Here is a 24184-nt window from a genome sequence, read left to right as displayed (position 1 = left end):
CCGCGTTTTTCGCGGCGCCTGCTTGCGGATCATTCAGCCTGCTCAAGCAGTGGCGCGGCCTAGCTGTTCTGTCCACGGAGGTTGGCGACAGCGATCACTGATATGTGATCTTGAAATGGGTGAGGGCCTTCTGGCCTGGTGTGGATTGCGACATCAGCACCAGCAACAGAAAGGCCCTCGTGCCACACCGTAATGCACCGCTGACCGAGCCCGGCCGCCTGCGCCTGGCACGCTGTGTCGTGGACGGCAACTGGAGCCTGCGCCGCGCCGCTGAACGCTTCCAGGTGTCGCCGACCACGGCCCAGCGGTGGGCCGACCGTTACCGCCGGCTCGGCGAGGCGGGCATGGTCGACCGCTCCAGCCGTCCGCGCACCAGCCCGCGCCGCACCCCGACCCGCATCGAGCGCCGGATCATCAAGGTCCGCGTCCTGCGCCGGTGGGGACCGGCCGCCTCGCGCACCCGCTACGGCTGGTGCCCTCGACCGTGCACCGCGTCCTGGCCCGCTACGGGCTGGCCCGCCTCGCCCACCTGGACCGGGCCACCGGCCGCGTCATACGCCGCTACGAGCGCGACCGGCCCGGCGAACTGGTGCATGTCGACATCAAGAAGCTCGGCAACATCCCCGGTGGTGGTGGGCACAAGGTCCTCGGCCGGCAAGCCGGCCGCAAGGAGCGCTCTGCGGCCGGCTACCGCTACCTGCACACCGCCGTCGACGACCACTCCCGCCTGGCCTACAGCGAGATCCTCACCGACGAGAAGAAGGAGACCGCCACCGCCTTCTGGACCCGCGCCCAGGCGTTCTTCACCCAGGCCGGATCACCGTGGAACGAGTACTGACCGACAACGGCTCCTGCGATGTCAGACCGAGTGGCTGTGAGCCAGCACCGTCCTCGTGGCGCCGGAAGCGTCAGCGGTGACTCAGAACGTTGACCACACGGCCGTTGGGGTCGCGGACGAAGAACCGCCGTACGCCCCACTCCTCGTCCTGCAAGGGGTAAACGATCTCCGCGCCGCTGTCCAGCACGATCGCGTAAGCCGCCTCCACGTCGTCGACTTCGACGCTCATGTCGGGGGTAACCGGGGCGGTTTTGTCGCCGGTCATAACGCTGACCTGGGCCGCCGGGCTGGTCGGCGAGGCAAGCGTCATGATCCAGCCGAGATTCATGACTTCTTCAAAGCCCAGCAGGCCATAGAACTCCCGGCTCTCCTTCGCAGCCTCTGACTGGATGATGGGCATGACACGGCGAACGGCCATCGACGACTCCTGAAGAGAGCACACACGGATCCAGGACTATCCAGGGCTACTACCCGTGCCTCGCCGCACGCACATTGAAGCGCTCCGGGATGGGACTGTAAAACGTCGGTGCGGCCGACGGTGTGCACCAAGGTCCGGCTTGGACAGGCGCACTCTCCTGCGTCCTGGTGCGCCTGGACGGCACCAAGGAGCTGACCGCGCTGGCCGAGGGGCTGTAGGAGTCGACCGAGTCGTGGGCCGACCTGCTGCGGGACTGCGGCAGGCGCGGCATGCGCGATCCCGAGGTGGTCGTCGGCGACGGGGCGATGGGCCTGTGGAAGGCGCTGGCCGAGGTCTTCTCGGGCGCCTGGCATCAGCGGTGCTGGGTCCACAAGGCCCGCAACGTCACGAACTCCCTCCCGAAGCCCGCACAGCCGGGCGCGACGAGGGCGATGCAGGAGATCTGCAACGCAAAGGACCGCGCACACGCCCAGAAGGCGATCGAAGCGTTCGCGCAGACCTACGGCGCCAAGTTCCCCAGGGCCGTCGCGAAGATCACCGAGGACCGGGAGGAGTCGCCGGCGTTCTACGACTTCCCCGCCGAGCACTGGGTTCACCCGCGGACCACGAACCCGAGCGAGCCGACCTTCTCCACGGTCAAGCTCCGCACCAAGGTCACCCGCGGCGCCGGCAGCCCCGCCACAGCCCTCGCGATGGTGTTCAAGCTCGCGAAGTCCGCCCAGGCCCGCTGGCGAATGGGATCCTGGTCGAGCGCCAAGAGCAGACCGCGTAAGCGCGGAGGATGAGCACCCCTCCCACATCCACCATCGGATCAAAGGTGATCAGAGATGGCTCCTCGGATCGGCGACCACGTGATCGTCTCCTGCGAGCCATTCCGCCGCTCGGGTGGTTGGGGTAAATCGCTATATTACGCTGGAATGGCCATGGAGAGTGATCGACAATACGTGGACATGGAGTACGCAGGGTACATGCTCTACCTGGGCGGATCTGATCCCATTCGCGTCGAACCACTCAACGACTGACCTGACACGTCGTCTCCAGCATGACGCAGCCAAGGAAACGATCCGAGCCACACAACTCTCTTGACTATTGCTCGCTGAACCTGCGAAGCGGGTCAAGCTACGAGCAGGCGGAGGCCGAGATCTGCCGCGTCGAGGTCAGCGAGGTCGCTGTTGCGCTCGGCCCACCGGCCGGAGTCGAGGTCGTCGCTGAGGCTTCGCACCGCCCGCTGCTCGGCCTCCGGCCCGACCCTCGTCCACACCGACATCGCACGGCGCACGTGCTCCTCCAGATACGCCCGAGGTCGACGCCAGTACGCCTCGAACAGGCCGTCAGCACAGTCCCACGGGATGGGCACCGGCTCAGCGCGGGCGCCGATCGCATCGGCCATCCCAACCAGCGAGGGAAACTCCGCGAGGAGGGCGGCGAACTCGGGCAGGTAATCGCGGGTAAGCCAGAACCGGTCCTGCCATCCGGGCTCGTCGGTGTCGAACGTGAGCACCACCACGCGGCGGGCTACGCGTCGCATCTCGCGCAGCCCCGCTATCGGGTCTCCCCAGTGGTGAACGGTGGAGACGGCCATCGCGACGTCGAAGGACTGGTCCTCAAAGGGCAAGCTCTCCGCGGCGGCGGCCACGCACGGCGCCGAGCCAGCAGGCCTCTGCCCCCGCATGACCGCCGATGGCTCCACCGCGGTCACATCGCGATCAGCAGGCTCGTAAGAGCCGGTGCCGGCCCCGACGTTCAGCACCGTCTGCGCGTCGCCGAGCGCGTCCCAGATCTGCGCGGCGATCCGCGGCTCGGTACGCCGTGTCGCGGGGTAAGCGCCGCCGATCGCGTCGTACAGCCGTGCACCGAGCATCTCCAGTTGCTCCTCCGGTGTCACCATCAGTCCCTTCGCCCGTGCCTCAAGTTCCCTGTCAATGGCCGACACCATGGCGTCAGCGCGGTCACGCCGCTCCAGGAGCAGGCCGCGCAGTCGGCGCAGATGTACGACCGCGTCGGTGGACGGGTCACCGACCAGTTCGGCAACCTCCCGCAGCCCGAAGCCCAACCGCCGGTAGGCCAACACCTCCCGCAGCCGCTCCACATCGCCCGCCGAATAGGCCCGGTACCCGGCCGCGGTCCGCGCCGAGGGTCGAACGAGCCCGATCGCGTCATAGTGATGCAGCGTGCGGACGCTCACGCCGGCCAGATCGGCCACGCGTCCCACGGTCCAGTGATCCTCCACGGCACCGACTATCCAGGCTGACGTCACGTGAGGGTCAAGAGTTCACTCGCGGCAGCAAGAGCCGAACGCGAAGCAGCGGCCCGAGGCAACTCCTGCAAGCCAAAACGATGGTCTGGTTCAGACAAGCCTGGAACCGGACGAAGCGGCCCCGCAGCACCCGAACGAAAGTCACTGACATTGATCACGATGCCCGCCCCAGAACGACTCCCGATGTCGCTCTGAGCTTGTTCCGCTTTGACGGACACCACCGGTGTGGTGGTCAGGCCGCGAGGGTGGCCTCGTAGACGGCGGGTGTGCGGTATCCGAGACTGCTGTGCAGCCGCCGCAAGTTGTACCAGTTCTCGATCCACCCGAATATCGCGATGCGGGCGGCAGCCCGGCTGAGCCAGGAACGGGCGTCGATCAGCTCGTTCTACAGGGTGGCGAAGAACGACTCGGCCAGCGCGTAGTCCCAGCTCTACCTGGTGCGGCCGACCGAGAGCCTGACGCCGAACTCCATTGCCAGGAGTGCGAACTCACGGCTGGTGTACTGGCAGCCGCGATCCGAGTGGAAGATCACCGGACCGGCCGGGCGGCAGGTGCGGCAGGCGGCTCGCAGGGCGTCGGCGACCAGTTCGTCCTTGGCGGCGATCATCGCGCACAGGCCGACCGCGCCGCCGGCCCGACCTGACGGAGGCGACCTCGGATCCGACCTCCTCGACGAAGCCGACGTACTCGTGGCCCATCGGGTGCGGATCGCCGATCGGCTCCGCGCCGCGGTAGGGCCACAGGTCGGAGCCGCACACGCAGGTCACAGCCGTGCGGACGATCGCGTCGGTCGGGTGGAGGAGCTTGGGGTCGTCCAGGGGCTCCAAGCGGATGTCACCCGGGGCGTGAAGCACTGCGCCGCGCATGGGGGTCCTTTACGTGCCGAGGCGTGGGGCGCCGGAGGTCCGGGGCCGTCGCCGAGTGCAGGGCTGGGTGCACGCCCGTCGTGACGGGGCGGGCGGGGAAGAACCACGCCATCCAGGTAACCGGCTCTTCGCGCAGGTAGCCAGACACCATCAAGGGGTGTACTGCCAGTACATCCCTAGGGGCGCAGGCGGGACGTACCGTCGAAGGCGTGGACAACCAAGCAGAGGTCCGCGCATTCCTCACCTCGCGACGAGCGAACGTGTGCCTCACGGCCATCTCCGAGACCAGGTGCTGGAGACGGTCTGCTGATGCTGCCAGCCTCGGAGTGGCTCTATTCACGGGTTTGGGCAGGGGGTGCTCAGTGGGTTGGGAGACATCCGGACTGCGCCAGGGCTCCGTGCGTTGTGGTGGTTCGCGTCGAGAGCGGTCCTACCAGGACGGTGGTCAACCGTGATGGTGCGCAGCATGAGGTCTTTGGGGCGGCACAGGTCTATGGCGCTGTGGGGAGCGCTGTTAATCTCCAGGCCGGGGAGAGATGATCAACGAGTACGCGGGGGTGGGCGGATGGCCGAGTTGGCTTGTCCGTTGTGTGGTCAGCAGGTGATGGCGACGCGTCAGGGGCTGGCTCGGCATCAGCGGGCGGGTGGTGGGCAGTGCATGCCGGACAGTCGCACCGCGGTGAACATCCCAGCCATCGGCTGCTCGGCCGTGGTGGTCAGTATGATAGCGGGATTGATCTTTACCTCGTGGACGGTCTTCGGGGTGTTCTCGCTCATAGCGCTGGCCGTGGTCGCGGTCATGGCCAATACCCCGGGCGCCCGGCTGGCGGCTGCGGACCGGCGTGCCATCGCTGCCGTCGAGCGGGATGCCTCCGCAAGGGGTGCGGCACAGCCGCCCGTGCGGGACGTCGCAAAGGATGCCGAGCAACTGCTTCGGGAACTGCCGCCGCTGGGCTCCACGGTCGAGGATGCGGTTGCTGCCTGTGTGAAACGGCTCAGCCCCTGGGACCCACAGCCGCTCACGGTGCAGTTCACCAAGCTGGCACGAGCCCACGTTGCCGCCGACGAGCGGATCCTCGGACTGATCGTCCAGGGGGCGGACACTCCTCGCGGGGCCCCGCTGCTTGCCATCATCACCGACAAGGCGCTGGTGGTGAAGGACAAGGGCGTGATCTATCGCGATGACGACCCCGAGGTGGACTCCGGCGAGCACGGTTACCTCGCCTCCGGCGCGCGCTACTTCGCCTTCAGCAACAACCACGTGCTGCGAGTGGCGGTCGAGGCCCGCAGGCTGGCCGCTTCGTCACGCCGCAAGGCCACCGTGCCGGCGGGGCGGCCGCCGGAGCGGCTGATCCGTGAAGCCCGGGACGCCGAGCTGATCGCTGTGGAATGGATGCGCTACCTCGGCTTCGACGACGCGGCAGCTACGCCTGTCGGCGCGGACGGTGGTATCGACGTCGTCAGCGCCCGCGCCGTGGCCCAGGTCAAAATGGAAGGCAAGCCCACCGGCCGGCCCATAGTGCAGCAGCTGCACGGCGTTGCCGTCCACGAAGGCAAAACCGGTGTCTTCTTCTCCCTCGCCGGCTACACCCCCCAAGCACGCACCTGGGCCCAGACCAGCGGAACACTCCTGTTCCGCTTCGATTACCAAGGCGCCATCGAGCCGGTCAACGCGGCCGCCCACGCGCTTCTGGCCGAAGCCGACACCCGCACCCCATAGGAGAGCCCCAAGCCCCGCCACCCTCCCCGACCCACCCGCACAGACCGCAGCCCTTCGGCACAGGGAGCGCTGTGAGGACGGGGAGACGGGTGCGGTGGCGAAGGACCGTCCCCGCAGGCGGGGAGCACCGGGACCAGCGCGAGTTCGATGATCCGTCCAAGGGACCATCCCGGGGGGCGCAGGGAGCACCTGATCCCGGTGGTCACGTCGTTGATCGGCAGGGGACCATCCGGACCATCCCCGCGGCCGCGGGAAGCACTTGATCACACTATGAGCGGCCGGGGCCGCGGGGCCCCGGCCGCTGCGGGGGACGGCGGTGGCCGGGGTGGGCGGCTGCCACCGGGCGGGGCTGGGTCAGTGGCGGCCGCCCCGGGGCCGACCCCAGGAGACGTCGTCGATGAAGCGGCCGTGGTCGTTGCGCAGGGGGGCGGTGTCGGAGTCGTTGTTCCACACGTACTGGCGGCGGTCCCAGTAGACATCGTGGCGGGCGTCGCGGCCGATACCCGTGTGGACGCGGACGGTGGAACGCCCGTCCAGGCGGTAGTGGCGGAAGGTGCAGGTGTGGCCGTCACGGTCGGACAGGGTCCAGCCGTCCAGATTCACCGCCCGGCGGGTGGTGTTGGTGACCTCCACCCACTCCGCGTTCAGGGAACGGTTGGAGCGGTCCTCGCGGCCCCGGGAGTCGTACTGCACCCGGCTGATCTCAACAGCCGACCGGGACGCACGGTGGTCGGCCGCCGAGGCGGGCACGGCGATCGCCGCGGAGATCGCCGCGCAGGACAGCGCAGCAGCGGGTTACACCGTTCGTTTGACAGACCCCGGTGGCCTGTCGGCTCCCGGCCGTTTGGATTGTGCGGGGCTCCAGTCAGCTCTTCGGGACCTGAAGCAGGTCCCAAGTAGTCTTCCCTGGAGGCCAAGTGGCAGCCGACCCGGTGAAGTCACACTTGCGCTGCCACGCCTGGTAGGAGGCAACGTCGCCGGAGCCGATGACGTCCTTGTCCCGGGTGGACTGGTACTGGTTGCAGCCGACGGCCACGAGGCGGTCGTGCATCCGGGCCACGACGGGGCTCCGGCGGCCTATGGTGAACCAGGCGGCCCCGGGGAAGGGCTCGTACTCCCCGCCCTCTCCAGAGTGCTCCTTGGTCTTCGGGAAGGCGAACCAGGTCCCGGGGTCGGTGTGGTCGTTCTCCGGGACGTGGGCGTGGGCGTACCAGCCCGCATTGGTCTCCCAGACCTTCTCGTCGCGGTGGCTGGTGAAAGCGGTGGGTCTGCCCATGGGCCAGGTGTCCGGCACCTCCCAGGACTTCACCCAGGCGTGCAGTTCATCCCAGCCCCTGCCGGGGGTGTCCTGAAGGGACTCGTAGACCTTGCCGTCCACCTGGCAGTAGGGGAAGAACAGGGCCTCGATCTGGAGGACGACCGAGCCGGCCCGGTTGGTCCGTGTGCCCCCGGAGGTGTCGACCAGGGACTTGGAGCGGGAGTTGGCCGGGACGAACTGCGCCATGTGACCGGTGAACGGGTCCCAGAGCACGTGCGGGGCGACGGCCCTGCCTCCGCCGCAGAAATACGAGCGGAGGTTGGCGTACGGCACGAGGTCTTGGGGCTTGGCCTTGGTGGCGTTGCGGTCCCAGGTCACATGAGCAATGGCCTTGGCAGGGCCCCCGTCGGTGGGAGCATGGTCTCCGATGTCGTGTTTGTCGGCACCGGGCATCCAGAGGTCAGCCATGTCTTCACCTGTCCGTTCTGCCGCAGAGCGGCATTGGCTTCGATGGTCAGCCGGTGATCGCGCGAATCAGGTAGACCAGTCACTCGCGTCACACCAGCACGCGGGCGCGGTCGTAAACGAGGGCGCGTGGCGCCGCTGTTTGGGAGAACAAGTCGTCGCGTGCCATATCCGTGCCGGAACGAGTGGTCAGTCACGGTCAAGGCAGAAAAGGATGGCCACAGTGGTGACTCGCCGGGGCCGCCAGCCATCGTCCGCAGCGATCAACGCAGACGGCTCAGGGGCGCACCAGGCTCACAAAGCGGATATCGGCGGTTCTATCCGTCTGGGCCCGCCGGCCAAATGACCTCCGGTGGGCCGACGCTGGGGGCTTTGACATCCAGATGTGACATCACCGCCGGCGAGCAGTCGCTCTCGGTCTCGCCGGCGGCCGGCCTCAGGCGGAACCGTGCAAGCGATTCACAGCGAAACGGGCTCTCCCTTTCCCACATGGGGGCAGGGCGGGCCCGCTCCGTCCTTGTGCTGGGACATTCGAGGTTGGTTGCCCATGCCCTCTTGCAGAGGTAGACCGGGCCCCGCGGCCCCTGGGTAAAGGGCCGCTAGCTGACGTTGCCCTTGCCGCTCTGCACGATGGCCTTAATGATCATATCGATCAGTACTCCAATCCACTGCACGGTGTTCTGAATGGACTGAAGCCACTGAGGGTCCCAAGAGTGCACGAACTTAAGACTTGCTGTGGACGCTGCTACCTTCGGGTCGAAGTTTGCGGTCCACGTGTCCGTCCGGTCGTGGGTGCCGATCCACTTGCCGTCCACGCCATAGACGTGAACCGGGCTCACATCGACACAGTCACCCTGGGCATTCACGAGCAGTACCTTGACGGAGCCGTGGAAGCCGCTGAGGAGGATGTCCGTCCAGGTCCGAGTCGTCGCATGCAGAACGCCGTCTTCGGCCAGTTGCGCCGATGTGTGCATGTAGCGCGGTGGACGAGCCTGTCCTCCAGGCGGGTCAACGTGGTCGTCGCTGTTCTCGCCGCTGATCACTGCCACAGTTCTAACCCCCTGTGATCGAGCTGTAGCGCCGCGTTGACGCAGCAAGAGGGAGGCTAATGCGCCACCAACGACTTGAAAAGTGCCTAGGTCCATTAAATGCGGAGTGGTTCAATGCGGGCCGCCGAGGCCGGTGTGCGCCTCGAGTTCGAGGTGCCGGGGGTGCTCGAAACAACGGACGACGGTGTACCCGTCGACGCTCTTGGGGCCGATCCTGACCGTGCAGGTGACTTCGGGCCACCGGCCCGCCCGGGGAGCCGACTCGGATGTCCCGACGCCCCAGTCCGCATACCGTGACGGGTCCGCCAGAACGTTCCACACCGCGGCCGGATCACGTTCGACGAGCTGATGCCGGCTGCTGCGGTCGCCGGGCGAGAGCGAGGCGCCCTCGCGGGCTTGCCCCCGTTGCGCGGCGGGGGCGCGCGGACCCAGGCTCGGGCCGGCTGGCCGCCAGGAAATGGACTTCAGCCGCACACAGCGGCAGCGGCCACGCGTCGTACAGCGTGACGGCGAACGCTACGCGGTGGCGTACGGTCCGCTTCGCGGGCCGTTCTCGGCCGGACCGGCATCACCTGGGCGCCTTCGCGATGCGCCGCCGATGCGTGTATCGCCGCACGACGCGTTGCCCTGGAAACCGTACACCGGCCTCCTCTGCTTCCACTGCATCCACGCAAGTCAACGCCCCTGCGGACACCTTGAGGGCGCGGGTGTGCCCTGGGGTGGGAGAACGCCAGCCGCGAGCCTGTTCCTGCGCCGGGTAGGCCGTCGGGCACGGCCCGGCGTGCACGTCGTCCCGTCCGCCGTCGGCAACCTTGAGCGGCATGGGCCGGTAACCCTGTGCTTTCGGAAACGGGTGGGGTCGCGGGTGCGCAGGTGTCAGATACGCATTCACAAAGGGGCGTTCACTTTGGGTTGACGACAAATAGTAGTCGACTCCAAGATGCACCGGAGAGCACAATTTCTTCACAGATCGGGGGGCCTGTGACGTGGCCACGCACGCACAGGAAACAGTCGTCGCTGCGGATCCGGCTCCGTCTCCGGCAGCGCATCGTGAGGGCGTCGACTACAGCGACCGGCACACTGCTGCCGAAGTCAAGACGATGAACGCCGAGTTCGTGGTCCGCTACCTCTCGCCGAGCACCAGCGGTCACCCGTCGAAGCAGCTGACCAACCAAGAGCGGCAGGCTTTACATGCCCTGGGTATCGCCGTCGGGTTCGTGTGGGAGTCGACGGGCAGTCGCGCGTCCGAGGACTACCAGGCCGGCGTGGACGACGCGAAGGCCGCCCAGAAGCAGCTGAGGAAGCTCGGAGCGCCCGACAACTCCGTCGTGTACTTCGCCGTCGACTTCGACACCGCCGGCGATCCGGGCCAGGTGGACGAGTACTTCCGCGGCGTGACGGAGACCTTCGGCCTCGCGAACACCGGCGTCTACGGCGGCTACGAGGCCGTCGAGCACCTCCATGAGAAGAAGCAGATTCCGTGGATGTGGCAGACGGCCTCGTGGAGTCACAAGAAGTGGTACGCGGACGCGCAGCTCCAGCAGTACTCCATCGACGACCCGCCGGGCTTCGACCTCGACCGGACGACAGTTTCCGAGGCGGGGCTGTGGGAGCCGGTGAGCAGTCCGAACCGGCGGGTCGAGGGCCGCATCGTCGACGCGAAGGGCAACGGCGTCGAGGCACTCGCCGTCGGGGTATTCCGCCAGGAACTCCACGGCGAGCGCCTGATGCCCGACGTGTACTCGTCCCAGGGCGAGGCGTTCCACGGCTATGCGCGAACGGCCGTCGACGGCACGTTCACGGTGGGTTACGACGGCGGTGTCGACGACCTCGTCGTCCGCGTCTTCAGCTCCGTCGGCCGCCAACTCGGTCCCGACCACGGTCCCTACTCCGACGTCAAGGCCAAGCTGGTGCTGCCGCCGATCCAGGTGGCCGCCGCCGATCTGAAAGGCCGTGTCTCCACCACAGGCGCCTTCACCCAGTCGGTCACCGGCAACGCCGTCGAGCCGCTGATCGACAACGCCACCGCCTGGAAGGCGCTGTACGACGACGTCCTCAAGGCCGAACACTCGATCGACTGGATGCTGTTCTTCCTGGACGTCGGACGGGTCTTCATGACGTTCGACGATCCCACGCCCGACACCGGCGTCACCACGACCGGCGGCCGTCTCGAGGACGCGCTGAAGAAGGTCGCCCAGGACAAGGGCGTCAAGGTGCGGCTGGCATGCAACCAGCTCACCGCGCACACGGCGTTCTCGATCCCCTGGCCGTTCACCACCGCGTCGCAGGTCACCAGCGCGATGAAGGATGTTTCCAACGTCAGAGTGCGGGCGTTGCGCACTCCGGCGACCGCTCCCATCCACGCCAAGTTCGTCGTGATCGACAACAAGATCGCCTACCTGATCGGCTCCCCCTTCGTCTCCGACTACTACGACGGCACCACCCATGCGATCGGCGACGCGCGCCACGGCGACTTCTCCAGCTGCATCGACTCGCGTGCGATCAAGGTGCCGACGCACGACGTCAGCATGCGTCTGCGCGGCCCGGTGATCGGGCAGTTGAACGAGACGTTCGCGCTGCACTGGAACCAGGCCGACCCCGACGCTCCCGAGGAGCCGCCCGCGCCGGCACCGCCGGCCGTGGGTACGACGTCCCTCCAGGTCGTCCGCAGCCTCGCGGGCAACGCGCGCTACACCGCGACTCCGCACGGTGAGAAGACGGTCCTGGAGTCGTATCTGCGCGCGATCGAGACGGCGAAGAAGTACATCTACTTCGAGAACCAGTACTTCACCAACGACGTCGTCGCCGAAGCGATCGTCCGGCGTCTGAAGGAGCGCACCGAGCTGTGCGTGATCTTCCTGACGAACAACAAGGTCGACATTCCCAGCTACGACGTGCTGCATCCGCAGCACGTCGGCCGGGTGCTCTCCTCTCTCGAGGACGACGAGCGCCAGCGCGTCGGGTTCTTCTGCCCCTGGAGCCACGAGTCCGGTGCCATGGCGCAGAGCCTGACGGAGATCTGCCGCAACTACATCCACTCGAAAGTCGCCATCATCGACGACGACTGGATCACCGTGGGATCGGCGAACCTCGACGGCGCGTCCCTCGACTACAGCCAGAATCCGTACACGAACTGGTTCGCCACCTGGCTCTTCGGGCTGCGACCCAAGGGTGACCTGCACGAGAACCGCGAGACCGAGGTCAACGTGAGCCTGTTCGACCAGGTGTCCGGCGGACCGACGACGACGATCGTCAGGGACGTCCGAAGGCGCCTGTGGGCCGAGCACCTCGGCTACGCGAGCCCCACACACGCGGACCTCCAGAGTCCGCCCTCGGGAGGCGACTGGCTGAAGCTCTGGCGGACCCGCGCCGAGGCGAAGCTCGCCGGACTCACGGCAAGCCAGATCACGATCCACCCGGGCAAGGTCCTGGCCTATCCGCCGATACCGGGAACCACCAAGATCTCCGATGACGCCGACTCGGCCGAGGGATACCTGAAATGGGCCGGCGTCAAGGTCGACGCCCTGAACGTGCGAGAGCACTTCCGCCGGTTCGACTGGAAGCACGGCCAGTGGGAGGACACCGCATCGTGACCCGGACCACGTTTCAGCAGGCCGTCGAGAGCATCGGTCAGGTCATCGCCGCGTCCACCGCGGCGATGCAGGACGCGCAGATCGTCGAGTCCGTGCTCAACCAGCTCGGCTGGGAGACACCGCCGGGCACGGACCTGGCGAGCCTCGTCACGCTCGACGCGGGCGACGTCATCACCAAGCTCAAGATCGTCACCGCTTCGACGGACGAGGAGCGCGAGGACGAACTCCTGATGGCCGGCCGCTACGCCGACCTGCTGCTCGCCGTCCAGGACTTCATCGCCCAGATCACCACCTTCAGCCAGTCGCTGCCCGGCGTCCTGTCGTCCGCGGGCGACTGGGTCGAGAAGACCGGCATCGTCCACGAACTGCCGCGCCGGCTGGTGGACTTCGCCGTCGTGGCCGGCGTCACGACGGCTTCGCCGCGCACGGCCTCGGTGCTGCGCCTGCTGGGAATCTTCCCGCAGTCGCACCACGAGGCCGACCACTCCATCTATCAGGTGGAACATTTTCGCGCGGTGGTCGACTACGAGCAGATCGGCGCCCTCCTGACCGACCCCGGCACGGCACTCGCCGCGGAGTACGGCTGGGGCAGGCCGGAGTTCGACTCCGCCCGGCTGCTGGAGAACCTGGGCCTGCTGGTCCAGGGATTCGGCGGCCGCGGAGTCGTCTCGGAGCTGCCCGAGAGGATCGACGCCCAGATCGGGAACGCGCCGACCGCGACCGACACGGCGCCGACACCCCAACTGCTCGTCGAGCTGTTACACAGCTACGGCTGGGTGATCGGCGAAGCGGGGTTCTCCCTGCACCGGCTACGCGCCACGACGGCCGAGGGCACCGACGCCGGCATCGAACTCTCGCCGTACGTACGCGGGTCCGCGGAACTGGAGATCCCGCTCTTCGGCCCGCTGAGTCTGGTGATCGACACCGACATCGACCTCTCCCAGGGCATCGGCATCGCGGTCAGGCCGACCGGCGTGCAGCTGCGCGGCGGACTGCTCCAGGGCGAGGCCGAGGATCTCACCGGCAGCCTCGCCATCGGGCTCAAGGTGGCCGATCCCAACGGCTCCCGGCACCAGCTGCTCTCGGCGGGGGGCGGCACCCAGCTCTCCTTCCTGGAGGCGTACGCGCAGGTGGGCGGGCAGGTCGGCGCCGGGAGGCCGCCCGACGCCTTCGTGCGCGCCGGTCTCATCGGATGCAGGCTCGAGGTGACCACCGGTTCCGCCGACGGGTTCCTGAAGGCGGTCATTCCCGACGGTCTCTCGGCGGAGTTCGACCTGCGTCTGCTGTGGTCCAAGCTGCACGGCCTGTCGTTCGAGGGCTCGGGCCAGCTCGACCTCACCATCCCGGTGCACCAGACGCTCGGTCCGATCACGCTGGACGCGCTCCGGCTGCGCCTCGGCGTCGGCAGCGGCGCGATCAGCCTCACCGCCGGGGCCAGCGGCAGCCTGGAGCTCGGGCCGCTGCACGCCAGCGTCGAGAACATCGGGCTGCGCACGAAGCTCACGCCCTCGCCGGGAAACCTGGGCCCGGTCGGCCTGGAACTGGGCTTCAAGCCACCGGACGGCGCCGGTCTCTCGATCGACGGCCCGGTCACCGGCGGCGGATATTTGTTCTTCGACGAGGAACGCGAGCAGTATGCGGGCGTCCTGCACCTCCAGTTCGGCCAGATCAACCTCAACGCCTTCGGTCTGCTCACCACGCGCATGCCCGACGGAGAGTCCGGCTTCTCTCTGCTGGCTCTCGTCCAGGCGACCGGGTTCACGCCCGTTCAGCTGGGCTTCGGCTTCACCCTGACCGGCATCGGGGGCCTGCTCGGGATCAACCGCACGGTCGCCGTCGACGCCCTGCGCACCGGTGTGCGCACGCACGCGCTCGACTCGATCATGTTCATGCGCGACGACCCCGTACCCCGGGCGCCGCAGATCATCAGCACCTTGCAGTCGGTGTTCCCGCCCGCGCGGGACCGGCATCTGTTCGGGCCAATGGTCCAGTTGGCGTGGGGCACGCCGACCCTCGTGACAGCCGAGATCGCACTGATCCTCGAACTGCCCTCCCCGCTGCGGCTGATCGTGCTCGGCCGGCTGCGCGCGCTGCTGCCGACACCCGAGACCGCGGTGGTCAAGCTCCAGCTCGACGCCGTCGGCGTGCTCGACTTCGGGCGCCGGGAGGTCTCGGTCGACGCGTCGCTGGTCGACTCCACGGTCGGGCCCTTCGCATTGTCGGGAGACATGGCGCTCAGGGCCTCCTGGGGCGAGCAGCCCGACTTCGCGCTGTCGATCGGCGGATTCCACCCGTCGTACACACCGCCCGCCGGCTTCCCGTCGCTCCGCCGGCTGACACTCGCCCTGTCGAACAGCGACAACCCACGACTGCGGGCCGAGTGCTACCTGGCCATCACCGCCAATACCGTGCAGGTGGGCGCCGCACTCGAAGTGCGCGTGGCCGCCGCCGGGTTCGCACTCGAGGGCGGGATGGGCTTCGACGCGCTCATGAACCTCGCGCCGTTCGGGTTCCAGGTCGACATCGCGGCCTATTTGGCCCTCAAGCGAGGGTCGAAGGCGCTGATGGGCATCGACCTGCGGGCGCACCTCACCGGGCCGGACCCGTGGCACCTCCAGGGCGAGGTCACCTTCAAAATCCTGTTCGTCAAGGTCACCATCGGTGTGGACGCGACCTTCGGCGACTCCGGTGAACTGCCGTCGGCGCAACGCGAGAGCATCTGGCCGCAGTTGCGGGCCGCCCTGGAGAGCGCCGGCAACTGGGCTGCCGAACTGCCCGCGGACAGCGGCAGGCTGGCGACCCTGAAGGCGCCGGTGCCCGCCGCGGGCGAGGCGATCGTGCACCCGCTCGGCGCGGTGCGCGTCTCGCAGCGGATCGTGCCCCTGCAACGCGAGATCGCGCGCTTCGGCGCGGCGCCACCGGCCGACTTCACGCGGTTCGAGATCGTCTCGGCGACCGGCGCCCAACACGATCCCGTCCCCGTGTACGACAGCTTCAGCCCCGGCCAGTACCTCGGCCTCAGCGACGCCGAGAAGCTCGCCGCACCCGGCTTCGAGCAGATGCCCTCGGGGGCGCGCCTGACCGCGCCGGGCGACGCCCACTCGACGGGGCCCGGGGCGGCGTGCCCGATCACGTTCGAGACGATCACCATCGGCGGACGTGCCTGGGGCGCGCCCTTCCGCCCCGACGACGCGACGGTCGCGCAGCAAGCCGCGCAGGGCGCCGCGGCGGACGCCGCGACACGCTCGACCGGACGGCTCAAGTACAGCGTCGACGCCGAGCAGCCGAAGGTGGCCGACCCGTCGTACGTGGTGGCTCCCGTCACCGACCTGTCGGCGCCCGCGACCGACACCGACGGCAGCTTCAGCGCCGCCCGTGAGGCGGCACGCGAGCGAAAGGACACCCAAATCGTGCGCCGCGAGGAGTTGATGTCCGCATGACCGCCGGATACCGGTTCTTCTCCTGGTCACGCCAGGGTCTGGCCGCCGGCATCCCGGCCGGGCCGCAGGGCAGCGAGGGCGGCCGCGCCGTCCTGCCGGTCACCCTCGGCGTCACCAAGAACGGCCAGGCCGACTCCGTGAACGTGAAGCTGCGCCTGTACGGGCCGGGCGACGTCCTCGGGATCGACGTCCGGCAGATCATCCGCAGGGATCCGCCACCGCTCACGGCCCAGTTCGAGCCCAACTACTTCCCCGCGGTAGAGTTCGATCTGCCCGACTATCCGTGGCTGTTCAGCCCCGAGGCGAGCGGGCCCAGACTGCGGCCGTGGATCGTGCTCGCCGTAGTCCGCAAGGACGCCGCCGGGCTCAGAGCCGACCCCCGCCGGCCGCTCCCCTGGCTGGAGCTGGACCCGGCGGACGTGCTCCGCGAACTGCCACCCCTCGCCGACTCGTGGGCCTGGGCCCACGTGCAGGTCGCCGGTGACGGCACGACGGACGTGTCCCAGGTGCCCCCGGAGCAGACACTCTCCAGGCTCCTGTGCCCGCGCAAGCTGGAGCCAGGTGTGAGCTACCTCGCCTGTGTCGTCCCGGCGTACGAGGCGGGACGCCAGGCCGGACTCGGCGTCGAGGTGACCGCGGCCGATGAGGACGCCTGGCCGCCGCCGGCCGGTCACTCGGGCCCCTTCGAGCTGCCGGTGTACGACCACTGGGAGTTCTCCACCGGACCGGACGGCGACTTCGAGGCGCTGGCCCGCCGACTGGAGCCGGTCGCCTTCGGGCCGGAGATCGGCACCCGCCCGATGGACCTGACCACCGCCGGGTCGCGGCTGCCGGTGCCGCCCGCCGGCGTGCCGGGCTCACAACTCGGGTTCGAGGGCGCGCTCATGTCACCCGTGGCGGTGCCGACCGAGTGGCCCGACGAGGCGCGCGAGCCGTACACGCGGCAGATGATCGAACTGGTCGACGAAGACGGCGAAAGCCAGTTGGTCACGCCGCCCGTCTACGGGTCGAACGCCGTCGTACCGCCGCCGTCGCCGGCAGGTGCGGACAGCTGGCTGTGGCAGCTCAACCTCGATCCGCGCCACCGGGCCGCCGCCGGTCTCGGTGCCCAGGTGGTCGCCGAGCAGCAGGAGCAGCTGGTGGCCGGCGCCTGGGACCAGGCGGGCGACCTCGAACGCGCCAACACCCTGCTCAAGCGCGCGCAGCTCGCCCGGTCGGTCGCGGCCTCGGTGCAGGAGAAGCGGCTCGCGCCGCTGCCCGCCGACGTGGTACTGCGCATCACCCAGCCGCTGCACAGCCGCGTCCGCCTCCGGCACGACGGCAGCCACCGCCCCAGCAGTGCAACCACGCTGCGCGGCAGTATGCGTACGAGCGTCTTCCCCGAGGGCGCGGTGTCGGCGCCGTTCCGCCGTGCCGTGCGCCCCAACGGGCCGATCGGCCGTCATCTCCCCTCCGCCGACGGCACGCCCGGACACATCGGCGAGCTCACGGCGCTGCTCGCGGCCGGCACGATCACGGTGCCGCTGAAGCCGGCCAAAGGCGCGGTCGCATTCGACCGGATCGGCGCGGCGAAACTCCGGCGGGCGAAGACCGAGGTACCGGACGCGCCCGGCTGGACACGCGTGTTCGGGGGCGACACGTCCGTGTATCCGGCCGCACCGACCGCTTCCGTGGCCCGCATCGACGACGGCTCGGACGGCGGAGACCTGCCGCCCGAACGCAAGCGCACACGGCTGCGCCTGGCCGGAATCAACACGCGGTTCCGCGACGCGTCCAAGGCGCTCTTCGAGCTGGTCCCGCAACTGCCGGGGCAGATGGTGACGAGGCCGCTGTCCGCGCTGTCCTCGGCGGCGGACACACTGGCGCTCGACGCGGTCGCCGGCGCGCTCCAGGACGGCGCCGGGCCGGTCGCCCCGGAGCACACGGTCGCCCAGCAGGTCCTGCCGCTGATGCCGACCGACGGCCTGACACCGACCACGACACCCGGTCCGCAACCGCCGGACCCGCTGCGACCGCTGGCGGCGGCGCCGAGCTTCCCGCAGCCCGCGAGCGATCCCCTGAGGGAGATCTTCCCCGGCGCGCTGCTGCCCGGCGCCGAGAACATCCGGCCGGACACCGTCGGCATCCTGGTCGGCAACCCGCGCTTCATCGAGTCCTACATGGCGGGCCTGAACCACGCGCTGTCGGAGGAACTGCGCTGGCGCGACCTGCCGACGGACTACAGCGCCACGTACTTCCGCCAGTTCTGGAGCACACGCGGCGCCGGTTCGGAGGCGAGCTTCGACATCGACCCGATCGCCGAGTGGCCGCCCGACCGGCAACTCGGCCAGAACGCCACCCGCGTCGGCGGCCGCGGCATGCTGGTGCTGCTCGTCCGCGGCGAGCTCTTCCGGCGCTTCCCCCACACGATCGTGTACGCCGTGCGCGCGGACACCATCGACAGCTCCCCGGTCGTGCTCTACCCCGAGTTCCGCGGCCGGCTCGAACCGGACATGACCTACCTCGGATTCGGCCTGGGCATCGACGAGGCCCGCGGCAACGACGGCGGGCCCGGCTGGTACTTCGTGCTCCAGGAGCAGCCCGCCGGCGCCCGCTTCGGCCTGGACGCCCTACCCGACGAGGGCGGCGACACGCGCTTCGGCGGAACGCCCGCCACCTGGGCCGACCTGCACTGGGGCATGACCGCGTCCACATCGGCCGAGTACGACACCCTCACCCACGTACCCGCTGGCGGCCGGCTCGCGGGGCGGCCGCTGCCCCTGTTCGCGGCGGTGCCCCCGCCCGCGCCGGCACCGCCGTCCGCCAGTTGGGGCGCGGACGGCGCGCAGACCGCGTCCATCACGTTCCAGCGCCCCGTGCGGGTCGCGCTGTACGCCTCGCGCATGATCGGCGCCGACGTCCAGGACCCGGCGCTGCGCGTCACCTCGGTCGAGCGGCACGCGGGCGCCGTCACCGCACTGGCCGGCGTCGACGCCGCCGGCAACCCGTGGCGGATGACAGCGGCCGAGGTGACCGACGCGATCGCCCGCGGGGCGGAGAGCTTCGTACTCGACCAGGCCGACGGAGAGCGTCCGAGGCTCGTGCTGACCGACACCGGCGGCACTCCGACGCTGGCGACCGCCGCCGGCAACCTGACAGGGGGATCGTAAATGCGCGCACCGGCCATCTCGTCGCTGAGCGCCGACACCGGCCATGCCGGAGACACGCTCCAGATCGGCGGCAGTGACTTCGGCCCCAAGGCCGGCGGACCGGCACGCGTCGTGTTCCGGCTGCGCGTCGACCGGGCCACCGAGGTCTCCGCCGAGGTGACCTCCTGGAACCCGACGCGGATCACGGTCCGCGTGCCGCAGACCGCCGCACTCGGCTCCGGCGGCAACACCCACGTGAGCGTCGCGACCGCTGACGGCACCTCCAACCGTGTCGGGTTCACCGTCCTGGAGACCGACCGACCCGCGCTGACTGGGGTCGACCCGGCCCGCGGCGCGCCCGGAACGCCGCTGACCGTACGCGGAAAGGGTTTCGGACTGACGCCGTTCGGCTCGGGGTCCGGCCTGTTCGTGCGGGACGCCGGCGGCACGGAACTGAAGCTGGCCACCCGGTCCTGGAGCCCGAGCGAGATCCGCGGTGAGATTCCGGAGGCTTCCGCGCTCGGCGGCCCGGGCGGGAAGTCGCTGGTCGTACGGACCCTGTGGGGCGCGAGCGACCCCGCGCGGCTGACGATCGGGGCGGCACCCGGCGTTACGTCGGTGAACCCGCACAGCGTCTTCGCGGGGGACGAGATCACCCTTACCGGTACGGCGTTCGGGCCCGGCGACCCCGGCTCGTCGGTGACGATCACCCCGAGCGGCGGCGCACCCATCCGCCTCGCCGTCGAGTCCTGGAACACCCGGGAGATCCACGTCGTACTCCCTCACGACCCGGCACTGACCAAGGCGGGCGACGCGTCCGTGAGGGTCACCACCGAGTGGGGATCCTCCACGGCGAGCGTAGCCCTGGAGGGCCCGGCGACTGTGAGCGACCTGCCCGTGGCGATGCTTCCGGTGCGGCTGGAGACGCGATTCAACGCCGACGCCTCGGAACTGCTCGTACGGGTGTATCCCGACGACATCCACGTCGACACGCACGAGCCGGAACTGACCGCCGACGAGGCCGAGGCAGCCGCGCTGTACGCAGCCGATCCCGGCGACGCCAACTGGCGGCGGATCGTCGCCCGGTTCGGCGCCGCGCGCGCCGAGTGGATCGTACGTGTGGCCTCCAGCGGTCACGGCCCCGGCGAGCGCGCGCACTCCTGGACACGTGCCCCGCACACCGCCGTACTCCCGGACCGCTGGTTCGCGTTCGCCTACGCCGCCCCTGACGACGACGAGCCAATGGCCACGGGCTGGGGCCGGCGGGTTCCCGAGCGGCTCGCCGTCGGTCCGGATCCCGCCGCGAGCGTGGGCGACAGGGGGGTCGTCGACGAGGGCATGCGCTGGATGCTGGAGTTCCCGGCGGCCGAACAGGCCGGCATGGGGCTGCGGATACCGCTCCCGCCGAAGGCACGCCAGGGGTTCGCCCGGCTGGCGGTCGTCGGCGTCAGGACGCGGTACGCCGACGGAGCCGACGGCGCCCAACTGCTGGGCGACTGCCTGACCGCACACCGCTATACCCGCGGCCTGGGCATCCTGCCCGAGGGCACGCCGACCAACAACTCCGAGAAGCGCCCCGCCGCCTTCGACTCACGCGCCGATGTCCCGCCGCCCGGCACCCAGGCCGCCCCGCCGAGCGACTCCTACGGCGCGCAGGCAGCCCGCGCCCTCGGTCTCACCCGCCGCGCGGCGGAGATCTTCGGCGGTCTCGACCACGCCGCCGACGGAGCGGACGGGGAGACCGCACGCCGAGCCATGAACACGGCACTATGGCCGACGACTTGGGGCTACTTCCTCGCACACATGATGCCGAACGGCAGCGCGCCGTTCCTGGCCGAGGACGCCATCACCGCCGGCCGCCGCCACTTCATCGACAACGTGCGCGCCTGCGGACCGCTGCCGGTGCTGCGCGTGGGCAACCAGCCCTACGGCATCCTGCCCGTCATGCCCGCGCCGGACAGCGCCGACAAGTCCGACGTCGTGCTGCGGCCGTTGCTCGACTTCCTCGACACGCTCCGCCCCATCTGGCGGCGATCCCTCGCCTCGGTCCCGCGCCCGGGCCGCCCGCTGCAGACCGGTCCCGACGATCCCGACGAAAACCCGCTACTCAGCGCCTTGGCGATGCTGCCGCACTCGGTCAGCCAGCGCGGCCGTACGATCCTCGGCCCGGCCTACATCGACGCCGCCTGGCGGTTCATGCACGCGGAGCTGGGCGGCCAGTGGTGGGCGGCCCAGCAGAGCGCCAGCAGCGCCGTCCTGGACTCGCTCGGGCTCGACTGGACGCCCCGCCTGAAGGACGCCACATTCGCCCTCAACTACTTCCCGCTGCCCGGCGAAGCGGTCGGCGCGAGCACCGACGACCACCTGTCGCCGGACTACATCGCGGCGCTCGCCGCCACGCCCCGGCCATCCTGGCGGGCACTGCGCGACGAGGACGTCGCCCAGGCACTCGGCATGCAGACGCCGCGCCCGCTGCTCTACCTCCTGCTGCGCCACGCACTCCTCATCCAGTACGCCTTCGCCGCCGGTGAACTCGCGCCCGCCCTGCCATGGCGCAGCGAGCCCGAGCTGATCGACATCGACCAGATCGAGGACGACCTCGACGCCGCCCGCGAGCGCATCACCTGGGACCTCCTCGAAGACCGTCACTCCAGTGGCGTCACCAAGGGCGACTACCTCGACGCCCACCAGCACCGGGGCGACGAGTCCGGAGCGCTCGCCGAACTCGGCGAGCTGCGCACGGCGATCGGGCAGCTCGCCGGGCTGCCGGCGACGCAGCTGGAACGACTGATGAGCGAGACCCTCGACCTCAGCTCCTACCGGCTCGACGCCTGGATCGGTTCTTTCGCATCGGCGCGCCTCGCCGCGACCGGTTCGCAGGCCGACGGCGTCCACCTGGCCGGGTACGGCTTCGTGGAGGACCTGCGCCCCGACGCGGCCGCCTCACGGGAGAGCGCCGGATACCTGCACGCCCCGTCGCCTGCCCACGCGACGGCCTCGGCGATCCTGGCCGGCGGCCATCTGGCACACGGAGAGCACCAGGGGCGGCAACCGTTCGGCATCGACCTCACCTCCGAGCGGGTACGCCTGGTCCAGACGCTCCTGAACGGGGTCCGGCAGGGCCAGTCGCTCGGCGCCCTGCTCGGCTACCGGTTCGAGCGGGCTCTTCAGGAGAACGGCCTGGCGCGATTCATCGACGACTTCCGCGCGTTCGCCCCGCAACCGGTGGCCGCGGCATCCGACACGGCATCCGACTCCGTCGGCCCGAGCGAGTCGATCGCCGCCCGCAACGTGGTCGACGGCCTGGTGCTGCAACGCCGTTGGATCAGCGACAACCGCCAACTGGCTGACGGGTGGCCGGGACAGGAGTCCGCGGAGGCGGTACAGGCCCAACTCGCTGGGCTCGACGACCTGATCGACGCGATCGGTGACGCGTTCGTCGCCGAGGGCGTGTTCCAGACCGCGTGTGGCAATCCCGAGCGGGCCACCGCCGCGCTGAACGCCGCCGCCCACCCCACCGGGCCGCCACCGGACCTGGAGATCGTCGAGTCGCCGGGCTCCGGACTCGCCATCACCCATCGCCTCGCGGTCCTGCTGGCGGAGCACCCGGCCGACCACGATCCGCTGTGGGCCTTCGAGCCGGGGCTCGAAGCGGCAGCGGTGGCCGAGCCGCGGATCAACGCCTGGGCCGACTCGGCACTCGGCGACCCGAAGCGGGTCCGCGTCCGCGTCGACTACTTCGACGCCAATGCGAGCGCGGCAGCTGCAAGCGCGCAGGCGACGCCGATCGCGACGATCGGACAACTGCGGCTCGACCAGATCTCCCCCCGGCTGTCGGCGCTCGACGTCGTACAGGCCGTGGCGATCAGCGACGGATCCCAGCGCACCGAGCTCGAGCAGCGGATCGTCTACCACGCGCTGCGCAACCGCCCACCTGGCGTGCCCGCGGACGCCGTCGTCCGGCTCCGCCCGGTCGACCAGCCGGAGAGCGACGGCGCGGTCGCGCCGACCGAGCTCTTCGAGGTCGCGAGCACGCTGCGCGAAGCGATCGCCCAGGCCCGCCCGCTCACCCCGGCCGACCTGGCCCTGCCCGCCTCCGAGGGCGGCCAGGCGTCCGTGGCGACCGTCGAGTTCGTCGGTCGCGCGAGCGCCGCGAGGGCGGCGCTGGCCGCCGTAGCCGACCGGGTCACCACGGCACTCGCCGACGGCACCGACGCGGAGACGTTGCGCGCGATCCTGCTCGCGGCCGGGTACTTCGGCATCCCGGGCTCGGTTCCGTCGTCGGCGGTCGGCGACTCGCCCGACGACCGCGCGCAGCTGCGGCTTCAACTGTCCGCCGTGGACACCGACATTCGCCGGCGGCTGAGCAAACTGACGCCGGCGCCGGATGCCGGCGCGACCGATCAGAAGCGCTGCGACTGGGCGCTGACCGCCCTGCGCGGCGTCTTCGGGCCGACGTTCCTGGCGCTGCCCCTGATCACCCCGGCGCCAACCGGGGAGTTCGACCCCGCCTTCGCCGCCAGCAACGGCCTCCAGGGCGGCGACCCGCTCGCCGCCACGCTGTGGTTCCAGCGCCTGAGCCGGGTACGGCCCGGGTTCCAGCGTCTGTCGGACGCGTTGGTTTGCGACGAGATCCTCAATGGCGTGGATCGGTCACGTTTCGAGGTGGCCCAGTTCCCGGCACGCGCGGGCGACCAGTGGGTGGCGCTGCCCTACGACGCCGAGGCCGGTCCGCCGACCGCCAGGGTGTCCCTCGTGGCGCACATCCCCGGGAAGCCGCCGGCCGTCGGCCTGCCAGTGTGCGGGGCGGTGTTCGACGAATTCTCGGAAGTGCTTCCCAGCCCGGAACGCACGACGGGCCTCGCGTTCCACTTCGACCAGCCGAACGCCACCGCACCCCAGGCGATCCTGGTCGCGGTGCCGCCAGCGTCCGGTTCGCCCTGGACGATCGAGTCGCTTCGCGCGACGGTCCTCGAGGCGCTCGACCTGGCGAAGCTGCGGATGGTCGACCTCGACGCTCTCCACGAGGCCGGACAGTTCCTGCCGGCCACCTATCTCGCGATGAACAGCACCGGCGCAACGGTCGCCACGGACCTCGTCGGCGGCGCAGGCCAGCCACTCGGAATGAGAGACGCTTGACCTCCTCCCCCGT

At 69.9% G+C, this 24184-nt stretch carries 12 protein-coding genes and 3 pseudogenes; 7 read left to right on the top strand and 8 right to left on the bottom strand.

The features are described from left to right. Positions 1-179: 179 nt before the first annotated feature. A pseudogene (locus tag ACIQ9G_RS09760) lies at positions 180-855 on the top strand (IS481 family transposase); the annotation flags it as partial. A 53-nt stretch (positions 856-908) separates the two neighbouring features. Here the strand turns inward: ACIQ9G_RS09760 and ACIQ9G_RS09755 are convergent. Then, the gene (locus ACIQ9G_RS09755; RefSeq protein WP_403607764.1) at positions 909-1256 is read right to left on the bottom strand and encodes a VOC family protein; all 348 of its coding nucleotides are present in this window, start codon (positions 1254-1256) and stop codon (positions 909-911) included. Between the two features lie 230 nt (positions 1257-1486). Between ACIQ9G_RS09755 and ACIQ9G_RS09750 the strand changes: the two are divergent. Beyond that, a pseudogene (locus tag ACIQ9G_RS09750) lies at positions 1487-2041 on the top strand (transposase); the annotation flags it as partial. Between the two features lie 329 nt (positions 2042-2370). On the opposite strand, the gene ACIQ9G_RS09745 reads toward ACIQ9G_RS09750, so the two are convergent. The 4 genes and pseudogenes from ACIQ9G_RS09745 to ACIQ9G_RS09730 all read right to left on the bottom strand — a co-directional run. After that, positions 2371-3468 carry a methyltransferase domain-containing protein gene (locus tag ACIQ9G_RS09745; RefSeq protein ID WP_403607953.1) on the bottom strand — a complete coding sequence of 366 codons (1098 nt, stop codon included), beginning with the start codon at positions 3466-3468 and terminating at the stop codon, positions 2371-2373. A gap of 277 nt (positions 3469-3745) precedes the next feature. Then, the gene (locus tag ACIQ9G_RS09740) at positions 3746-3844 is read right to left on the bottom strand and encodes a hypothetical protein (protein WP_403607952.1); all 99 of its coding nucleotides are present in this window, start codon (positions 3842-3844) and stop codon (positions 3746-3748) included. A gap of 99 nt (positions 3845-3943) precedes the next feature. Then, on the bottom strand, positions 3944-4120 hold the full coding sequence (locus ACIQ9G_RS09735) for a DDE-type integrase/transposase/recombinase (protein WP_403607762.1): 177 nt from the start codon (positions 4118-4120) through the stop codon (positions 3944-3946). A gap of 22 nt (positions 4121-4142) precedes the next feature. Beyond that, positions 4143-4379: pseudogene (locus ACIQ9G_RS09730) on the bottom strand (alcohol dehydrogenase catalytic domain-containing protein); the annotation flags it as partial. A gap of 565 nt (positions 4380-4944) precedes the next feature. Between ACIQ9G_RS09730 and ACIQ9G_RS09725 the strand changes: the two are divergent. Further along, a complete protein-coding gene (locus ACIQ9G_RS09725; RefSeq protein WP_403607760.1) occupies positions 4945-6099 on the top strand; it encodes a restriction endonuclease in 1155 nt (384 codons plus the stop codon). A 354-nt stretch (positions 6100-6453) separates the two neighbouring features. Here the strand turns inward: ACIQ9G_RS09725 and ACIQ9G_RS09720 are convergent, their stop codons facing one another. The 3 genes from ACIQ9G_RS09720 to ACIQ9G_RS09710 form a co-directional block, all read right to left on the bottom strand. Beyond that, positions 6454-6882, bottom strand: coding sequence for a lamin tail domain-containing protein (locus ACIQ9G_RS09720; protein WP_403607950.1), 429 nt, complete (start codon positions 6880-6882; stop codon positions 6454-6456). An 82-nt stretch (positions 6883-6964) separates the two neighbouring features. After that, entirely contained in the window at positions 6965-7825 is an 861-nt protein-coding gene (locus tag ACIQ9G_RS09715) for a peptidoglycan-binding protein (protein WP_403607759.1), read from the bottom strand. A gap of 596 nt (positions 7826-8421) precedes the next feature. Then, on the bottom strand, positions 8422-8865 hold the full coding sequence (locus ACIQ9G_RS09710) for a hypothetical protein (RefSeq protein ID WP_403607757.1): 444 nt from the start codon (positions 8863-8865) through the stop codon (positions 8422-8424). A 1106-nt stretch (positions 8866-9971) separates the two neighbouring features. Here ACIQ9G_RS09710 and ACIQ9G_RS09705 point away from each other — a divergent pair. Genes ACIQ9G_RS09705 through ACIQ9G_RS09690 form a run of 4 tightly spaced genes read left to right on the top strand, consistent with a single transcriptional unit; the run spans position 9972 to position 24171 of the window. Continuing rightward, a complete protein-coding gene (locus ACIQ9G_RS09705; protein ID WP_403607755.1) occupies positions 9972-12464 on the top strand; it encodes a glycoside hydrolase domain-containing protein in 2493 nt (830 codons plus the stop codon). Then, positions 12461-15904, top strand: a complete 3444-nt coding sequence (locus ACIQ9G_RS09700) for a DUF6603 domain-containing protein (protein WP_403607754.1) — start codon at positions 12461-12463, stop codon at positions 15902-15904. The genes ACIQ9G_RS09705 and ACIQ9G_RS09700 overlap by 4 nt, the downstream gene beginning before the upstream one ends. Further along, a complete protein-coding gene (locus ACIQ9G_RS09695) occupies positions 15901-19053 on the top strand; it encodes a hypothetical protein (RefSeq protein ID WP_403607753.1) in 3153 nt (1050 codons plus the stop codon). The genes ACIQ9G_RS09700 and ACIQ9G_RS09695 overlap by 4 nt, the downstream gene beginning before the upstream one ends. Further along, positions 19054-24171, top strand: coding sequence for a hypothetical protein (locus tag ACIQ9G_RS09690; protein ID WP_403607752.1), 5118 nt, complete (start codon positions 19054-19056; stop codon positions 24169-24171). Positions 24172-24184: the final 13 nt, after the last annotated feature.

It is taken from the genome of Streptomyces sp. NPDC096152 (assembly GCF_044763235.1).
Lineage (GTDB): Bacteria > Actinomycetota > Actinomycetes > Streptomycetales > Streptomycetaceae > Streptomyces.
The sequence above is the reverse complement of the archived record's forward strand: the minus strand, read 5'-3'. Positions and strand labels throughout refer to the sequence as shown.

Excerpts from the sequence above, each read along its gene's own strand:
- ACIQ9G_RS09755 (WP_403607764.1), bottom strand. The coding sequence starts at position 1,256 with ATGGCCGTTCGCCGTGTCATGCCCATCATCCAGTCAGAGGCTGCGAAG.
- ACIQ9G_RS09735 (WP_403607762.1), bottom strand. The coding sequence starts at position 4,120 with ATGATCGCCGCCAAGGACGAACTGGTCGCCGACGCCCTGCGAGCCGCC.
- ACIQ9G_RS09725 (WP_403607760.1), top strand. The coding sequence starts at position 4,945 with ATGGCCGAGTTGGCTTGTCCGTTGTGTGGTCAGCAGGTGATGGCGACG.
- ACIQ9G_RS09715 (WP_403607759.1), bottom strand. The coding sequence starts at position 7,825 with ATGGCTGACCTCTGGATGCCCGGTGCCGACAAACACGACATCGGAGAC.
- ACIQ9G_RS09705 (WP_403607755.1), top strand. The coding sequence starts at position 9,972 with ATGAACGCCGAGTTCGTGGTCCGCTACCTCTCGCCGAGCACCAGCGGT.
- ACIQ9G_RS09695 (WP_403607753.1), top strand. The coding sequence starts at position 15,901 with ATGACCGCCGGATACCGGTTCTTCTCCTGGTCACGCCAGGGTCTGGCC.
- ACIQ9G_RS09690 (WP_403607752.1), top strand. The coding sequence starts at position 19,054 with ATGCGCGCACCGGCCATCTCGTCGCTGAGCGCCGACACCGGCCATGCC.